7 protein-coding genes are annotated in these 18276 nt (G+C 32.4%); 5 read left to right on the top strand and 2 right to left on the bottom strand.

Annotation, left to right across the window (positions count from 1 at the left end):
• The first annotated feature begins 100 nt into the window (after window positions 1–100).
• From T384_RS0100265 to T384_RS0100245, 5 genes are all read left to right on the top strand, one after another.
• Complete coding sequence (locus T384_RS0100265; protein WP_027119353.1) at window positions 101–2473, top strand: hypothetical protein; 2373 nt, start codon at window positions 101–103, stop codon at window positions 2471–2473.
• A gap of 24 nt (window positions 2474–2497) precedes the next feature.
• Window positions 2498–8329, top strand: a complete 5832-nt coding sequence (locus T384_RS05945; RefSeq protein ID WP_036498586.1) for a coiled-coil domain-containing protein — start codon at window positions 2498–2500, stop codon at window positions 8327–8329.
• A gap of 38 nt (window positions 8330–8367) precedes the next feature.
• Window positions 8368–10938 carry a coiled-coil domain-containing protein gene (locus T384_RS0100255; RefSeq protein WP_027119352.1) on the top strand — a complete coding sequence of 857 codons (2571 nt, stop codon included), beginning with the start codon at window positions 8368–8370 and terminating at the stop codon, window positions 10936–10938.
• A gap of 7 nt (window positions 10939–10945) precedes the next feature.
• The gene (locus T384_RS0100250; RefSeq protein WP_027119351.1) at window positions 10946–12160 is read left to right on the top strand and encodes a hypothetical protein; all 1215 of its coding nucleotides are present in this window, start codon (window positions 10946–10948) and stop codon (window positions 12158–12160) included.
• A gap of 146 nt (window positions 12161–12306) precedes the next feature.
• Window positions 12307–16908, top strand: a complete 4602-nt coding sequence (locus T384_RS0100245; RefSeq protein WP_027119350.1) for a hypothetical protein — start codon at window positions 12307–12309, stop codon at window positions 16906–16908.
• Between the two features lie 41 nt (window positions 16909–16949).
• Here T384_RS0100245 and T384_RS05940 read toward each other — a convergent pair whose 3' ends face one another.
• Window positions 16950–17249: an MPN313 family protein gene (locus T384_RS05940; protein ID WP_036498585.1), complete on the bottom strand. Its 300-nt coding sequence runs from the start codon at window positions 17247–17249 to the stop codon at window positions 16950–16952.
• A gap of 164 nt (window positions 17250–17413) precedes the next feature.
• Window positions 17414–18232: an aldo/keto reductase family protein gene (locus tag T384_RS0100235; RefSeq protein ID WP_027119349.1), complete on the bottom strand. Its 819-nt coding sequence runs from the start codon at window positions 18230–18232 to the stop codon at window positions 17414–17416.
• Between the last annotated feature and the right edge of the window lie 44 nt (window positions 18233–18276).

Below are 18276 nucleotides of genomic sequence, written 5' to 3'. Positions count from 1 at the left end.
GCCCAATTTTCAACGACAAAAAAATAATGTTTTAGAATTTGAATTTCTTTGGGATGAATAAATCTGACTAATTATCAAGATTTTAAAAGGTAAAAACTTCATGAACGTAAACGACAATTTTGATCAAAATCAGCCAAATTATCAAGCTGGATATGGATCACCACAAAATTATGAAAATCAGCCGCAAGATGCTAATTCTCAATATCCACCTGTAATCAATCCAGAGACTGGGATGCCTTTGGATATGCAAAGCAACCAAGCATATGGTTCAGATTCTGCTAACCAATATGTAAACCAACCGATGGATAATTTTGGTTATTCTGACCAACCGGTGCAAAACCAATTTGACAATCAACAAGATCCTAATGCACAATTTGCAGGTCAACAACCTGATCAGTACAACCAAAACCCTAATGTAGCATATGGGCAGCAACCTGATCAGTACAATCAAGATCCTGACGCAGTTGGATATGGTCAACAACCAAATCAATACAGTCAAGACCCCAATGCAGCTGGATATGGTCCTGATGGTTTGAATGGACAATTTTATAATCCTGAATCGCAAAATTATGATAATCCAAATGGTTATGATCAGCAAGATCAAAACGATCAGTTTTATAGTCAAAACCAAAACGATCAAGGATTTGCTCCACAAGACGTTAATGGGCAGTACCAATACGATCAATATGGCGCGCCAAATGATTCAAATAGCGATCAAAATGTTCAGCAATATCAGCAACCTGATGATGCAGCTCAATTTAATCAACAATATGATGAGTATGGTAACCCAATCGGAAATTCGGAATATGATCCGTATGAATTGAGTCAATATCGTCCTGACCCAAATCAACTTGCAGATTTACAACGGGAATTTCAAGAATATCAAAAAGCTCAATTAAACAATCCGGATAATTCTAACCAAAGTCAGTTTGCCAATCCTCAATATCCGCAAAACTATGCAGATACGCAGCAAGGTTCTTCAGTTGAAAATTTAGACGCATATGTTCCAACTGAACCAGTTGCAGTTGAAAAAAACAATCAACCAAACGTTGGTGCTCAACCATCTAAACAAGATGTAATCCAAGAAGAGGTGCCTACAACAATCATTGAACCGATTCAAATTGTTGACCCCAAAGCTCAAGAACATGTTATTGATATTCCTTTTACCGAAATCGAACATGCTTTAGCACCTCAATTTGATGCTAATAACATGAAGATTTTAAACTTAGAAAAATCGCAACATGACTTAAAAGAAGCCAACAAAGTTTTGCAAGAATCCAACCGCCGGATTGAAGCACAATTGGAAACTGTTTTAAACAATATGCAAAACATTTCTAAAAACTCAAGTGATTATGCTACTGCTTCAAGTCGCGACGTTCATGAAAGACTAGATGATTTAACACGAATTGTTCAAAAACTACCAACTCAAGCATCTGAACGGTTAGAAGAATTAGCTGAACAAATTCATACCTTGTCTAATTCAGATGAAAAATCCGCTTTAGAACATAAACTTGATACATTAGCAATGAAAATTGCTTCAATTGATGAACCAACTAAAAAACAGCAACAAGAACTTGAACGAAAGTTGGACTCTTTATCTTCAAAAATTAATTCATTATCTAAGAATTATCCTAATTCGGAATTTCACCATGAAGAATTAGAACGAAAAATGAACGAGTTGACTAAGCAAATTAGCGAAATTCCTTCTAGAAGTGATGAATTGATTGATCGAAAACTTGAGACTGTTGCAGACATGATTAACAAAAATAATCTTTTAGCAACTCCAAAAGTTGTAAATTTAGAAAATCGTTTAAATGAGGCATTGAGTCGTATGGAATCAATTGCACAAATGGGTTACAATACAAAACCCATTGATGAGAATCGATTAGCCGAAGAGACAGCGCGACGTTTGAAAGGTTTAAATGATAGTAACCAAACGAGTGAAACTTCAAACGCTTATTTGTTACAACAACAATTGCAACAGCAGCAACAATATCTGCTTCAACAACGAATGTTAATGGAAGCAGCGTTGGGTTTCAACCAACAACCTAGGATGCAACAACCGATTAATCCTCAAATGATTGGTGCGCCTTATCAATTAGGATACTATCCAAATCCTTATCAAAATCTTCCTGGACAATATCCGTTGTTACCACCAGCACCTAATTTGAATTCCCAAATTGCTAATCCGTTTGCACCTGCAGCTGATCAACCTTCATTGTTTGAGAAACTTATGTTAGCAAATATGTTTAAATCAAATTTTAACCAAGCGGTACCTTCTCAATACACCCCAAACTATGGCCTGCGTCAACCAGTCGCAGGAGTTGTACCGCATGCAATTTATGAAGCAGAACCGCGAATGCCAGCCGCTCCTGCATATTTTCACCAACCCCAATCAACATCGCATCATGAAGTATTAGATGAAATTCAGCCTTCATTTCGCCGTCGCGGCGTTAATGCTGAGCAATATTAGTTTTCTACCTTAGGATAAATTAAAATGAACGACAATAAAACTAAATCAATTCCCCATCCCGATTCCTACGCTCCTGTAGGAAATTTTGCTTCAACCCCTAACCTTCAAACACCAAAAATCAAAAACACTCAAGCTGTTTATGATATTGGGTTTGACGATGGTTATATTCAAAAACAAGTTGAAGCTAGTGCTGAATTAGCTTCAACTAAAAATAAAGTTGAAGCTACATTAGAAGATTTGAATAATCAGGTATTTAATAATCAACGGTTACAACAAATTAATGATACTTTAGCTAGTGAAAATGCACAACTGTACGCACAAATTCAATCGGGTTTTAATCGTCTGAATCAAAATGCCAAAGCGTATGATTCAACTAGGGAGATTTTTAGTAGTGAAGATGGTTATAAACCTAATCGGACATATCCTCAAGGTCAAGAATTGTTATCAAGCACTAAAACCCAAATAGATTCGCGTCGAGATGAAATTAACGAACGTTTGAAACGTCTTGAATCCGACGCTAACCGCGGAGGGAAAGGGCTTCATCTTGAAGCACAAAGATTACAATTAAATGATGAATTAGAGCGATTGAATGCTGAATGAGATCAAATTGAAAGATATAAATCTGAAAGCATCGATTACGTTCAAGAATTAAATGAAAAATTAGATGCAGAAAGAAATGATTTTTTAAGAGAAAAAAATGAATACGAACGACACCTTAATTTAGAATTTTCTGAATTAGAAAAAGTTCGAGCCAAACTAGAAGAAGAACGTCGTTTGTTTGAAGAACAAGCAGCTAATGCCAAACTTGAAGTAACGACCATTAACGCCGAAATCGCCAATAAGCAAGAAAAAATTGATGACGCAATTTATAACTTAAATCAAGATTTGCAACGTTATGATTATGACAATAATATGTTGCAAGAAGAACGTGCAAAATTACAAGATGAAATTCGCATCTTGCAAGAGGATCGTTCAAATCTTGAAAATCGTAAAAAAATGTTTGAATTCGAGCGTGAACAAGGCTTAAAACGATTGGCAGATTTACAAAATATTTTAAATACACGCGAAGCCAATTTAAAAGCCATTCAAAAAGAACAAAAAGAAAAATACGAAAGCTTTAAGCTTGAACTTCTAAAAATTAATACGCAGATTGAAAAAGCCCGCGAAATTTTTGATTCTGAAGAATCAGAACGGAACAAAATTCGGACAGAAGCCGACGCTTATATTAGCGCTCGTAATCTAGAAATTGAAACTCGAATGTCTAAATTACAACGCGAAATTCAACGAGTTGCTGAAGATCGCGAAGAAGCCGACATTAATAAAAATGAAGCATTAAAATTACGCGAACAAAACGAACAGTTGCTAGATAGTTTACGTGAAGAAAAAATGCGTTTACAAAATGAATCTAATAGTTTAAATTTCATGCGTGAAAATACATCACGACAATTGAGTGAACTTCAAGATAAAATGGAAGCTCAAAAAGAGTCTTTAGAAAACGAACGCCGTGAACTTGAAAGTGATTATCGTAAACGAATTTCCGAAGTCGAAATGCTTCGTGAATCATTAGAAAACAAAAGTGACGCTTTATCGCAAGAACGTAAACTGGCACAAGAAAAAATTGCCGATACAGAAGAATTATTAAATGCGAAAAGAAAAGAAGTTGATAAAATCCTATTCGAAGCTAATGAACGTTTAACCCAAGCCAAGGCTGAAAAACAATGAAGCGAAGAAAAACGGGCTGAAGTTAATAGTCATTTGAACCAATTACAATACATGAAGCGTTCAATTGATTATCAAAAACAACAATTAACCGAAAGAGAAAAGGTTAACGAACAAGAAATAGCTAAAATTCAGTCTGAAATTGCTAGTGAAAGAGCAGAGCTTGAACGCTTGTATGTAGTTGAAAGAGAACGCCAAGATCAACGCGATGCACAGCTTAACGAATTTGAACGTAATTTAAAAAAACAACAAGTTGATTTTGAAAATAATATGGAACGGGAACGTTCCAATTTGGCAATTCGTGATAAAGAATTAAAAGATGCTTATGAACGTTTGAGCGTTAAAGAAGCAGCAGCACAAGACAAAATTTTAAAATTGAATGCTGAGTTAGTTCATGCACAAGCTTCCAAAGAGGACTCTTTTGCTTTACAACGTCGTTTACGAATTGGATTAGATCAAGTCCAACAAACAAAACTAAATCTTGAAAAAGAACGTAAAGAACTTGATGCTAAATCTGAAGTTATGATGGCTGATTTAAAAGCTTACGAACAAGACTTAGCAAACCAAAAAAATGAAATTGATTCCTTACGTGCGATTAACGAAGAAGCTTCAGCTAAAACCCAAGCACAACTTGATGCTGAACGAGATGCTTTGTTGCAATCTAAGACTGAATTTAATTTTAAAAAACAACAAAGTGTTTGAGAAGTTACTAAAATTACTCAACAACTTAACGCTCGTGAACAATCATTAAAACAACAATTGGCAAAATTGCAGAAACAAAAAGCGGAAGCAGATTTATCAACACAAGCTTCAGCTAATGAAAAACGTGATTTACAACGTCAATTAGATGAAGTTAATAGTGAAAAGCGTCGACTTGAAGATTACAAATTACAACTTGAAAACTTCCGTGAAGAATCTTTGGAAAGATTAAATGGATACGAAGAAGATCTATCACAACGCCGGAAAGATTTAGAAGAGTATTCACAAGAACAGCAAAAAGCTTATAAGGCTCAACGAGAGGAACTTGATGCTGCTGTTAAGAAGCTAGAAAAAGAACGCGGAGCTTTTGAAGATCAAAAACAAGATGCAATTAATAAAATTAATTCGGTTCATATTAAACTTAATCAACGTGAAAATGAATTAAACATAAATGCGACAAAATTAGCCGCCGAATTTAAACGTTTTAAAGAAATCTCTAGTCAGCAAAAAATATCTCAAAGCGAAATAGATTCTCGCTTACAAAGTCTGAAAATTCGTCAAGACGAACTAATTAAAGAACAAGAAAAAGTAGATGATGCCCGAGCTAATTTAGTGCAACAAGTTCGAGCTTATGAAAACAAACTGCGTTCAAAAGAAAACATCTTATTGAATCAAGTCCAAAAAAATCGAGAAACAGCAAAACAACAAGCCGAACATGCTGCTGAATTGAAACAAGCAGTAGTTGAATTAAATAAAGATCGCGAACGTTTTGATGAATCTAGAAAAAACGAATTAAACCAAATTCAACAACGTTATAATGAATTAGAAAAATTCACAATTGAAAATAATTTATTACGTGATGAACTAGAACGTAAATTTAGTGAATTAGATGCTGCTTCAACCGACACTTTAACCCAACGCCAAACAGTTAAAAAAGAAGCCCAAGTTTTATCCTTAAAGCAAAAACAATTAAAGAAAAAAGAATTTGAATTAGAAAATCAAAGAACTAATTTGTTGCGACGCATTCAGTTGTTACAATCCGAACTATTAAAACGTAATGATTTAATTAATTCCAAACAACAACAAATCCTGCAAAAAGCACGCCTCCAAGAAGAAAAAGATAAAGAAATAGAATTGTCTTTAAAACATTTGGAAGCAGAACGTGCTGAATTTGATGATCAAAAAGCTAATGAAATTGCTCAAATTAGATCTGAACAAAAAAACCTTGAGGATCGTCAAACTGAATTAGATAAACAAGCTTACAAATTAGAAGTTCAGTTTAAGCAATTGCAATCGTTACGTAAATTAACTTCAGCCGACAAAGATAAATTCAACAAAGAATTAAATGAATTAAACGAAAAACGATCATTAATTGAAAAAAGAATCGCTGAAGTGGAATATAATCGTTCATTAGTTTTAAGTAAATTACGTGCCCTAGAGGGTCAATTACAATTACGTCGTCAACAAATTGAAATTGATGAATTGCGACTTAAAAAAGTTGGCACCCAACAAACTAATACTTTAAAGGAAATTGAAGCTTCACTTGCTGCATTAAACGAACAAAAAAGTGAATTTGATCAATCCAAAAATAAAGATTTAGAAAAAATTAATAAACGTTATAAAGAACTTGAAAAAACCGAAGCACTTTTAAATAAGCGCATTCTTGATTTTAAAGCAAACGCCGCTAAATTGAAAGAACGCTCTGAAGCAATTAATGCTAATCGATTTAAGTTACAAAAACAATATGATCAGTATAATCGATTACGTAAATCCATCCACGAAGATCAACAAAATTTAGAAAAAGCCAAGTTTGAAACTAAAAAAGAATTGAACAAATTTAATAACGAACTTGAAACAAAACGGGAAACTTTAAAAACTTTATATACAAAAGTGAAAGCAATCCAAAAAGAACAAGATCAACGTAAAGAAGAATTACAAAATATCGCTAAAGAACGTGAAATTGAATTAGCAAAATTGGAGATGACAAAGAAAGAGATTGCTGATAAGACAGATCAATTTAAATCCGAAAAAGAAAATGAATTGAAGCGCTTGTCACAAATTAACGAAAATCTAGATTATCGCGAAAAAGCTTTGAATAAGATTGGAAATCAACTAAAACAACAACACCTAGAAATTAAAACAAAAGCCGAAAAAACTCAAGAGGCCCTAGAAAAATTGCAACTTGAAAAAGACAAATTGCAAAAAGAAAACCAAAACTTGGCAGCTCGCACACAAAACACTAGTGATCTGCCAAAACCAATGAGCCATCACCATCCGGAGGAAAATATGTGTTCTCACAATTCTAATAATAACCCTTACAACCAATTTGCTACACCCTGCATGCAATGTGCAGGTGCGGTTCCCCAAACGGTTATTCCATACAATGCTTACCAACCCAATGCAAATGCTATTTTGAGCAATCCATTAGTGGCTATGCAACAAATGATTTCCCAACAACAAATTCAAATGTTACAACACAACCACCAATGAGAACTTCGTGAAATTAATAAGGAACGCAATGATTTGCTTAAAAAATTAGAAGCAATCAAAAAATTCCGCAAAGAAGAAAAAGAACGTCGTTTAGCTGAACACGATAAGCATCATCACGATCACGAACATCATGATGAACACCAACATCACCATCACGATTATCATGATCATGATCGTTTTGAACCACACGAAGAAAACGCAAGAGGCTTAACTCCTTATTCTGAAGAGAAACGGAAAGATGATGTTGCTGTAAACGAAATGATTAAACGTTTGGCAAAAGTAACTACTACCCGATTACAAGCGATGCAAGAAGAAATTGCAATTTTGCGCAATGATCGAGAACCGCAACAACAATTGATCAATGATTTACAACGCAAGCAGGCCGAATTACTAGATGCTGAAAAACGCAGTTCTGAATTATTAAATCAAGCACGAGCTTTAATCGAAGAACAACGTTCAAAATTTGAAAATGAACGTCACGTATTAGTAACCGAATTGAAACATAACTTTACTTCAGAAATTGAAAAGTTTCATGAAGAAAAAAAGCAAATGGAACAAAAATTAAAGGCATTATCTGAAGAACTAAGTTCAGCAATTGTTAAAAATGAAACTAAAGAAAAAACTCCTGATGAAACAGTTCCAACAAAACAACAAATTGAACTAATGAACAAAACTAAACAAATTTTAGCCGAAGAACGTGCCCGCTACGCTCGTGAACGTCAAGCTTTGATTGATAATGCTAACAAACAAAAAGCAGTTCAAGCCGAACTTGACAAACAAAAAGAACAAGCTTTGCGATTACAATTTGCAAACACCCGCGACAAACTTTCAAAAACTAATGCTCCTGTAACTAAACCAACATCAGCTGCAAGTGAAGCTAAAAAGCAGCAAATTGCCCAATTAAATGAACAAATCGCTGCAATGAAAGCGATGCTTACTAAAAAATAAGCTTTAATTAAATTTCAACATTAAAAAAGGATATGAAAATGGCAAACGATAATGAACTAAGTTTACAAAATCAAGCATTTGCTTTAGCGAATGAATCACTTGAAGAAGAACGGGCTCGAATTCAACAAGAACGAGATGCTTTTTTAGCAGCTTCGAATGAATTAAATAGAACGAATAATAACTTTGACCCGAATGCGGTAATTGCTCAAGAACTCAGTTCATTATCTGAAGCTGTTCCAACCCCAACTGAATTAGTTGAAGATGAAAACGAACTTGATGAAGATGATTTAATGATTGAACAGTTAACGGGTCAATTAAAAGAATTGCAAGAACTTTTAAAACAACAGCAAGAAGATGAAGCAAATGCCAAAAAAGCTGCCAAGGTTAAAGAAGTTGTTGAAAAGTTAAGTCTTTTATTAAACCACTTCCAAACTAATTATCAACAGTTAAGTGAAACAATTCAATCTCATTTGAAAGATTTTAATGATCGCTATTTAGAAGCCAAAAACGATTTTGAATTTGTTGATCTTGATTTACTTTCTAGTTTGAAGCAAGAAATTGGAGATTATAAATTAACTTTTAACAGCAATTTTCAAGATCAAATTCAATCAGTTAGTGATGAATTAGTATTAGCCTTAGAGTACTTAGAACCTGAATTTTTTGAAGCACTAGAAGTTTTAATTAAAAAAGTTGACATTAATGCAACCGGGTTAATACCTAATAATTTAGCTTTGAAACTTTATATTACCCAAAAAACCGATAAGTTAGATCGTAATTACGATGCTTTAGAAAATTTGGATGCAGCTGTGGATTTATTAATTGTTAAAAAAGAAGCGGCTTTAGAAAAAACTCAGTCTGATGTTTTTGTTCCTATTGCTAACCCTTACAAGGAAAGTCCAATTGATGTAAACCAAGCTCAATCTGCAGAACCAGTTATTTCAAAGTCCACTTCTGCTTCAATCCACAATCCACTAGTAAACAATTCGACTCTTTATGAAAATGCCCCTGAATTTTTACATCAAGCAGATTCATCTACTCCTGAATTTACTAATGAAGAAACTTCAAATGAACTTGATATGAATAAAGAAGAACTTAATCGGTTGACTGCCGAAATTGAAAAAGTTCGGGATACAATGCAACAAGAAATAATTGATTTGCAAAAAGCTAACGAAGAAAAAGAAGCAAAATGAAAAGCAATTTTTGAAAATGAAACTGCTAAATACGAAACCGAAATAGCTAATTTAAAAGGTTCTTTCGAAGCAACTCTAGCTGAAAAGCAAAAACATTTGAACGAATTAATTAGCGACAAAATTGAAGCCAAAACTTCTGAATTATTAGAAGGTTCTGAACAAAAATTAACCCGTGAAGATTTACAAGACGCCTATAAGGAAATTGTGGATGACGAACAATCAAACTTTATTAGTGAATTACGTAATGAACACGCTAATTTGAAACAACAAATCGAAAACGAAAGAAATCGGTTTGAAGGAATTTTAGCTTTGAAATCTAAAGAATGAGCACAAGAAAAAGATGAACTAGTGAAAACTAAAAATGCTCGTTTATCAGATTTAGAATCAAAAATGAACGCAATCTCAAGCGAACGGGATCGACTTCTTGAAGAAAAAAACAGTTTATTAATCGATTTACAAAATTTGACTGTAAAAAATACTAGTAATAAACCATCACTTGCTATAAATGGTGGCGATGTTACAAGTCATAATCGAAAACCAGCTTTAGCAAATGATGTCATTACAGAAGTAAATGATGTAATTTCAACCTCTGAAACAAGCGAAACCCAAGAACTAAATGAAGAATTTGAACCTAATGCCGGTCCTGATTTATTTAATAAAAAATATTTTAGTGAATTAAATGCTTTACGTGCTTCTAAAATTGATAAAGAAATTGCCAAAGCTGAAGCAGCTCAGAAAAAGGCCCAAGCGCTGTATTCTCAATTTGAAAACCAAAGAGCGTCACTCCAAGAACAATTAAAATTAGCTCACGAACGTAATAGTATTGATAAGCTAACCACAGAAATTACTGCTAGAGTTAGTGAAAAATTCGAAAACGAATTACAAAGCTTAAGAGCCCAATTAGATTCTCCTGTTAACTATGATGTCCAATTAAGTGGAAATACTAATTATCAAGACAATCAATACAATAGCGGGATCCAGTATCAACAAGATATTCTTAATCCAACAACTCAGTTCCAATTAGATCAATATCAACCACAACCTTACGATAATCAAATTGATTATAACGCTCCGATGGTTGCTCCGTACGGGTATCCAATTAACCCAGCAAGCCCTGAAGTTTATGATCAACAATCCCAATATGAACAACAATCGGCACGTTATGAAAATTACAACGCGCAATACCAAGAGTACGAAGAAAATACATATAACCAACCACCATATGGATATCAGGGTGAAGTCGTAGCGGATGCTAATAGTAACCAAAACTATGATCAACCAGTAGTTAAACCGCAATCACGCAAAGCTGTTTTTTTGAAAGAAAATGATGGATCAGGCCGTTTGTCAAGTGAAGAAATTCGTCGTTATGCCAATGCTATTATTGCTGCCAATAGACGTAAACAAGTTAAAGTAAATTAAAAATCTCATGCTATTGATTAATGAAAATTTAAATAAGTGAACAACTGGAATTTTGAAGGCCAATGTTATAAATAGACCAGTTGGTTTACTTGATCAATTACTTGACAATCCCAAACCAATTACAATTGTTAACGGAATTTCAAATACAGGGTTGAATCAATTGTGTGCCCAATTGATTTGTGTTGCCAAAGAAGATAAAACAGTCGCTTTGTTTAATTGTGTTAGTGAAGAAATCAATCAACAGCAATTTCATTTTGCTGAATTGATTCGTTATTTACAACAGAATAATAATGCGATTATTTTTATTAATGAGGTGCAAAACTTATTAAGCACAAAAGTATTGCTACGTCAAATTAAACAATTGGCAAAAAAATATCAAGCTAATTTTTTCTTGTTTTTTAATCAAATTGGTTTGTTATATTCAAAATTTTTTGAACGTCACGATTGCGCTAACTATTATGTTGAACCAATCAATTTTTATGAATGATTAGCAAGTGATGTCAAAAAAACAAGTAATGAAACAACTTTTAGTAACTATTTAAACACTAATGGTTCTTTAGCGGTTTTACCAAAAACACCTAACTTTTTAGCAGAACGATTAGCGTCAATGGTTGAACAAGTAATGCGTCATGACGTTTATGAATTACATTTAAAAAAATATAGCGTTCATACATGTTTGCGTTTATTGCGCTTAATGGCTTATGCTTCAATGCCAGTATTTAATTTAGTTGACTTAGCTGAACACTTAGAACTAGACATTTTAGACCTTCACCAAATTATCCGGATTTTATCAACTGCTAAAATCATTCGTAGTTTTCCCGTTTATTCAAAAGACTTAAAACGAGTTTCAACTAACCAATTATATTTAGTCTTTTATGATCCTATTAATTATGGAGCTTTTGAAGGTGTTGATTTAGGTGGAGAAACAATTCAACAAACTTTAAAATTATGAATTAGTGCTCTAGGAATGATTTATCGTCCTTTTGGAAAACTAGTTGTTCTAAAAGATGATTATGTTCCTTATAATGAACAGGTTTCGCTTTTTGATTTAGAAAAACAAAGTTTGCTTCAGTTAGGATTAGGCAACGATAGTATTGGTCCAATGTTAGTTTATTTACAAAATAAGGATATTAAAAAGACTTATTATATTAATTTTCAACGTTTTTTAAATTTATTAGTAAACTGATCACAAAAAACAAGCATTGTTACTAAACTACATTAAATGCAGTTTTAATTTATCTTTTCAATTCTAATTCTGTTCAAACAAAAGATTTTTCTTTTGAAGAATTCATCTTGTTTTTATTCAATATATTATAATTTTATACATCTTAGTAATCAAGTTGTCGCACATTTTAGCGGGGAGTAAAAATGGCTAAAAAGATTCATAATGAAATCAACGAAAATAGTCAAGAACTCCCAACATATGAAGTTGAATTAGCGCGTGTTCAAATTAAACGTGATTTTGATCAAAGTTTTTGTGACGAAACTGATACTCAAATTGATTTAACCAAAGCAATTAAAATTCCTGATGAAATCATTTTGAATGAAAATCAGGTCTTTTCGGCTAGTGAAGTTTTACCAACTTCAGTTACAATTTTAGATGAATTTGAGAATGCAGTTAAAACTGTTAAAAAATTTGACGTTAATAATCATGAATTTGAATTTGAAGACGACCCGACCCAACAAAAAGATAATCCCAAATTGTTTGCACAAATCGGCAATACAATTATTTTAAACGAAGCAGATTTTATTGATTTAGATAAAGAAATTCCTGTTCCGCAATTTAAAGATGTAACCAACGCTATTGTGAACGAATTTTTAGTTCCTGATGAACTTGTTTTAAAAAAACCGGATTATTTTTCAGATCTTGGTACTCCATTAATTCAAGAAATCGTTGATTTACCAAAAATACCAGCTGACAACCATAGTCAGACAGTTAATTCTTCTAAATCACTCCTAAACGAAACTATTAGTTCTAACGATGATAAAGATCTTACTGCTCGTCCCGATAAACAAATCGCAGACGAATCTTCGTTTACTAAACCACAAGATGACAATGACTTGCAATTAGCACAAACCAAAGAAGAAAATTCTGTTGATGATTTAGAATACGAACCAGAAACTCCTGATAACAAGGATCAATTTTGATGGAAGTTTGTCGGAGACGAAAACTACGGTCATATTGAAGATGAAGAATGAGTTTGAGATGGTTATTTTGAAAGTGATGGATCATTTGTTTATACACTTGAGGTTAAGGATTCAATAGTTGAAAATGAATTTGATGATGATTCAGTTAAATCAACAATAACTGATTTGCCTGTTTTATCTTCACAAACTTTGCAACAGCGCGATCAATCATCAGATTCAGTTAACAACACAAATGAATTTTCTGAATCATATTCTTCTTCTGCTACTCAATTAAATTTGGATTCCAACCAGAATTTAGAGTCACACGAACAAGTTGACGATACCCAATTGAAACCTAATCCCGAAGTATCTGTTTATCAAAAGATTCTTCAAGCTACAGCTTATATTGTTGAAAACCAACCTGAGTCTTTGTTTAACAGCGTTGAAGTAGATAGTATTAACGAAAGCAACGAACCCGTTAATATTGCTAATTTACCTAGCCAAAATGATCAATATCCAGTTAATCAAAAGAACGAAGATGATTTATCATCACCTTCATTTATCGAACAGCCTATTGCTTTGGCAAATGATGTTTCATTAAACGAAGAAGTAGCAGAAGTTGCTGAATTTAATCAGCAAACTCAAACAATTGAACCAATTACATATCGGCCAACTTCCAAAATCGAAGATTCATCACAAACTTTATCATCTGATAAAATTAATCAGTTAGTGATTGATGAAACAATCGAAGCAAGCAAAACTACTGCCAACGATAATCAAATTGATCTAGGACAATCAAATAATAAGTTAACTGAATCTGATTTGAAGTTATTTAATGAATCAATTGATCTTTTCTTAGAAACGTCATACGAAAAAGAACAAGAGTTAAATGCTGATAACAATTTAGTTCAAGTTGCTCCTGTTATTACTCCATCACTTGTACCAAATGATGACATTTTTTTAGAATCTAAGAAATTACCTAATGATAATATTCAATTATTACCTGTAAATAATCCAAGCCAAATTGAATTAGAGACCGTTTTGTTAGAGCAAGAAATTAATATCGAAAATAATGAACAAATTTTTGTTCAAGAACCAACTTATGAATTATATAGTGACGTTAATTTAGTTGATTCAAATTCAAATGTTAATTCTAAAGTTTCTCATAGTTTACCAACAGCATTGAATTTATATGATATTCAGCCAGAGAAACTCGTTTCTGCGTCTTTGGATAATTTAGTGATAGAAACCACGTCTGTTAATAGCAATTTATTGGTTGGAAATTCACCAAAATCTGAAGATGATTTAGTTTTATCAGAACAAGAAAATGAAATTGTCAACGCCGCAATCCATAATAGTGTTTTTGATGCTGATATAAATAAAGTTGAAACTGAAATTAAAAACGTACTTGATGATGCGATGAATAGTGAAATTGAAAATAAAAAGGATTATCAAAATTCAAACACAAACGAAGACATACTAATTGAAAAACAACCCCACGATTCTTCTTCAAACTTGTTGCAAGAAACTAAGTATGAACAATCTGCTAATCAAGTTTTACAAGAAATCCAACCGCAAGAAGTAGAACCAGAAATAGTTGAAGTTATTGATAATTATCAAGAATCTTCTGATTTAGATTACTTAGATCCTGTTGAAGCTTTTTCGCCAATGTGAATGACTCCTTCTGAAGGGCACGAAATCATTGAAACGAACGAACTAATCAATTTAATTAATGAATTTAAATATTCTCAAAGTTTGAACGGCGACAAAGATTTAATTGATAATGATTATTCTTTGAGCTCAAAATTATCTGAAGATGTTGGTTTTGAAACCAACAATAATGAGTTGTCTAAAGAGATGATTTCAGATTTCGTTTCAGTTTGTGTTTTTGATAACTATGTCAATGTTGAAACGCAACAGCAACTTGATGAAACGTTTAACAAGAATCACCAAATTACAGAAATGTTACCAGTTAACGAAAAATTTGCTTTAGATTCAATACCAGACGATATTTCTTCTGATATTAATGATTCTGCTTTCACTTCAAAAAAATCGCTTGATTCTGATAATTCTCAACCTACGGATGTTTTATTAGATACCCCAGCAGAGAAAGATCAAACTCAGGATGAACAAATAGCATCTAAGGTTTATGACTTCGAGAATATGTTGAACACCAAAAAACCACTGGCTGTTTATTCCGAAGAGGATTTGTTAGTTGATAATTTAAGTTCAGAAAATGCTAGCAACCGTCAAGATGTTATTCACGGGGATGAGATTATTTTTGGTCCTGAGCGGCTACAACAAAGTCATGATTTGGAAACTGCTGATATAGTTGTAAAAAAATACCATAATTTATCTGAAACTTTGATTCCTATTCAATCGACTTTAAAAGTTACAACATTATCTGATTGAAGTTTACTTAATACTAGCGATTTAATGATTAATACTGATTCTTTGCAAATAAATAGTGAGTCATTGTCGAATGAATCTACAAATGCAATTGCTGTACCTGAGCATCTGCTTACTAACACCTTTGATGAACAAAATAGTGATTTGTTTGTATTAGATCCACCGATCATTGAACTCAACCGCGATATTGAAAAAGAACATAAAGTTAATTTAGGATTTTTAGATTCAGCCGAAATTAGTCCACCCGAAACGGTGCTAACCAAGTTGATCGACAATTTAGAAAAGGATACCCCTGTTGACTCTTTAGTAGTTAGTGAAGAAGAATTAGTTCCACCAATAATAAAAACCGATAATGAAATATCAGTTGTTTCAAAACCAGAATTGATTTCTAATGATATAGAAGCTCCAACTATTATTGAAGATGTGTTTGGCAGCTCATTGGTTAATAATCACAATTCTAGTTTGCTTAATCCAAACGATAATGATTATGAAACACCATTATTTTTATCGATTAATGATGATTCAAAAAAAACAGAAAATCAATTTGTTCAATTCAATAACAAAAATCAGATAATAGACTCCAATAAAAAAGTTTCTGTTAAAAAAATTAATTCACCTAAAGCGGTTCTTGAAAAATCACCATTAGAATTTAAAAACGTTAAGGAAAATTTAGCTCATAAAAAAATCCAAAATAAGTCGCAAAAACAACTGAATAATCATGAGTCTTTGATTAAACAAGATAATTTAATTGAGGTCTCTGCTAATTTGGAATTTGCACCCTATACAGAAGATTTATTACGTAATCCAGGTTTATTTGACGATACTTATATCGAATCTGCTATCAATAAAGAAAACGATTACCTTTTAACGCAAACACTTTCAAGAAAAGATATTAATCCAGTTGATGATGACACTGCAAAACTTGAAAAAAATCTCGAAAACTATTTTACAAGCACTGTGTTTGAAGATATTTATGATCACAAAAACGATTCCGATTTAATTCCTATTAACCACATCATAACTAATCAAAGCCGTCCGTCTGCTCAAATGTTTAATGAAAACACTTTTGCTAATATTAAATCAAATGACGAATTTGAAGTTTTATCTGCGAATAAAAGAATTAGTTCATTATCTGATTTAAATAGAAGGTTCGAAGGTCCAGAAATTGTGGTTAATACCCCTTCTGCTGCTTCGCACAAAAATTTCTTGAAGCACGATAAAAGAATTAAAAGTTTTGAATTATTAGATTTGAAAAACAATATAAATAAATTAAATGAAGATTTAAACAAAGAACAAATATTAGTCAAAAAAACGAAATCCAACAAGATCAAAAATTCATTATCATTAAAAAAGATTAGTCCAACAAAACAAACCAATTCTAAGAAACCAGAAAAACTTAATAAGAATTACAAAACCAAACAATCTAAAAAATAAAATGAGTGCCTAGATGTTAGTCTAGATCACTCACTTTTAATTTACAAAATAGAGTACGGAGCACCACCGCTTGGTAAGCCAACCATCATTGCTGCTTTACCAGGGGTGAGACCGAATCGCAGATACAAAGGCGTTCCTGAGTTATAGCTGTTAGTGCCTGATGCCCAAGAATTATTATAGCTAGTTGGTTTTGCTTGCTGTTGTGGTCCTCTTATTGTCGAAATCAAACTGTTAATTCCTTGAACAGCCATATTGACTAATAAACTTCCTCCCATGGCAAAAGACCAAAAAGATAATCCGCCATAAATATTCTTTTTGTTTTGAACTGAAATACGTTGCATTTTTCCTCCTTAAGAAATAGGAATCAAAAAACCATTATTTTTGAAATTTGGGTTAATCTATTATTTTTTTTGATTCCCTATATATCTAAATGCTTAAAACTTGTTAAATTTAAGAAAATATTTTGGTCTGTTAACAAAATATTGGTTTTTTCCACATATTTATGCTATTTTAACTTTGAATAAGTACTTGAAGATGCACTTATATAAATGTTTAGTTTTTGCAATTGTGCAATTTCTTTTTCAGATAGTTTAATTTCAAAAGCTTTTGCGTTTTCTATAATTCGTTCTTGATTTTGCGATTTAACAATTGGGCATAGTTTTAAATTTTTTAAAAAGGCCACTAAAATCAATGCTTCAGCGACTTTATATTTTTTAGATAGTTGAACAATTAATGGGTTTTTGCTGATGCTCTTAAAGTCATTAGTTAAAGGTCTCCAGCTTTGTGTTACTATTTTTAATTTTTTGTTATTGAAAATACGATCCCACCGCATGTTAGATACCGATAATTCAATTTGATTGATAGCAGGCATTACTCCAGTTTTGTTATATAAGATCATAATCATTTCATAATCAAAGTTGCTAACCCCAATCTCTGTTACTAAACCTTGTTGTTGGCATTTAATTAAATCTTGTCATGCTTTAATATTAACCTTCATATCTCAATGGGGTCGGTGTAATAAATAACTATCTAACTTAAGCAGCCGTAAATCTGTTAGTGACTTTATTAATTCTTTTTTAACCTGATGAAATTGGTTAGTTCAAACTTTTGATTGAATGAGAATGTTTTCTTTCTTTATAGGTGGTATTTTGCTAAGGGCGTATCCGATTGCTTTCTCGTTTTTATACAAACGGGCAGTATCGATGAATTGATACTGTTTTAATCCACACACGATTTCTAAATTTTTCAAAAAAGCAGTTCCGTTGTCATGATTCTTGTAGGTTCCAAAACCCATTTCACATTGGCTAATTAATTTTTGATTCATTTGTTTATTCCTTTTGCGCAAGTAGAAGATTATTTATTAAGTTA

Origin of the sequence: Mycoplasma testudinis ATCC 43263, from assembly GCF_000687795.1 — a bacterium.
Lineage (GTDB): Bacteria > Bacillota_I > Bacilli_A > Mycoplasmatales > Mycoplasmoidaceae > Mycoplasmoides > Mycoplasmoides testudinis.
The sequence above is the reverse complement of the archived record's forward strand: the minus strand, read 5'-3'. Positions and strand labels throughout refer to the sequence as shown.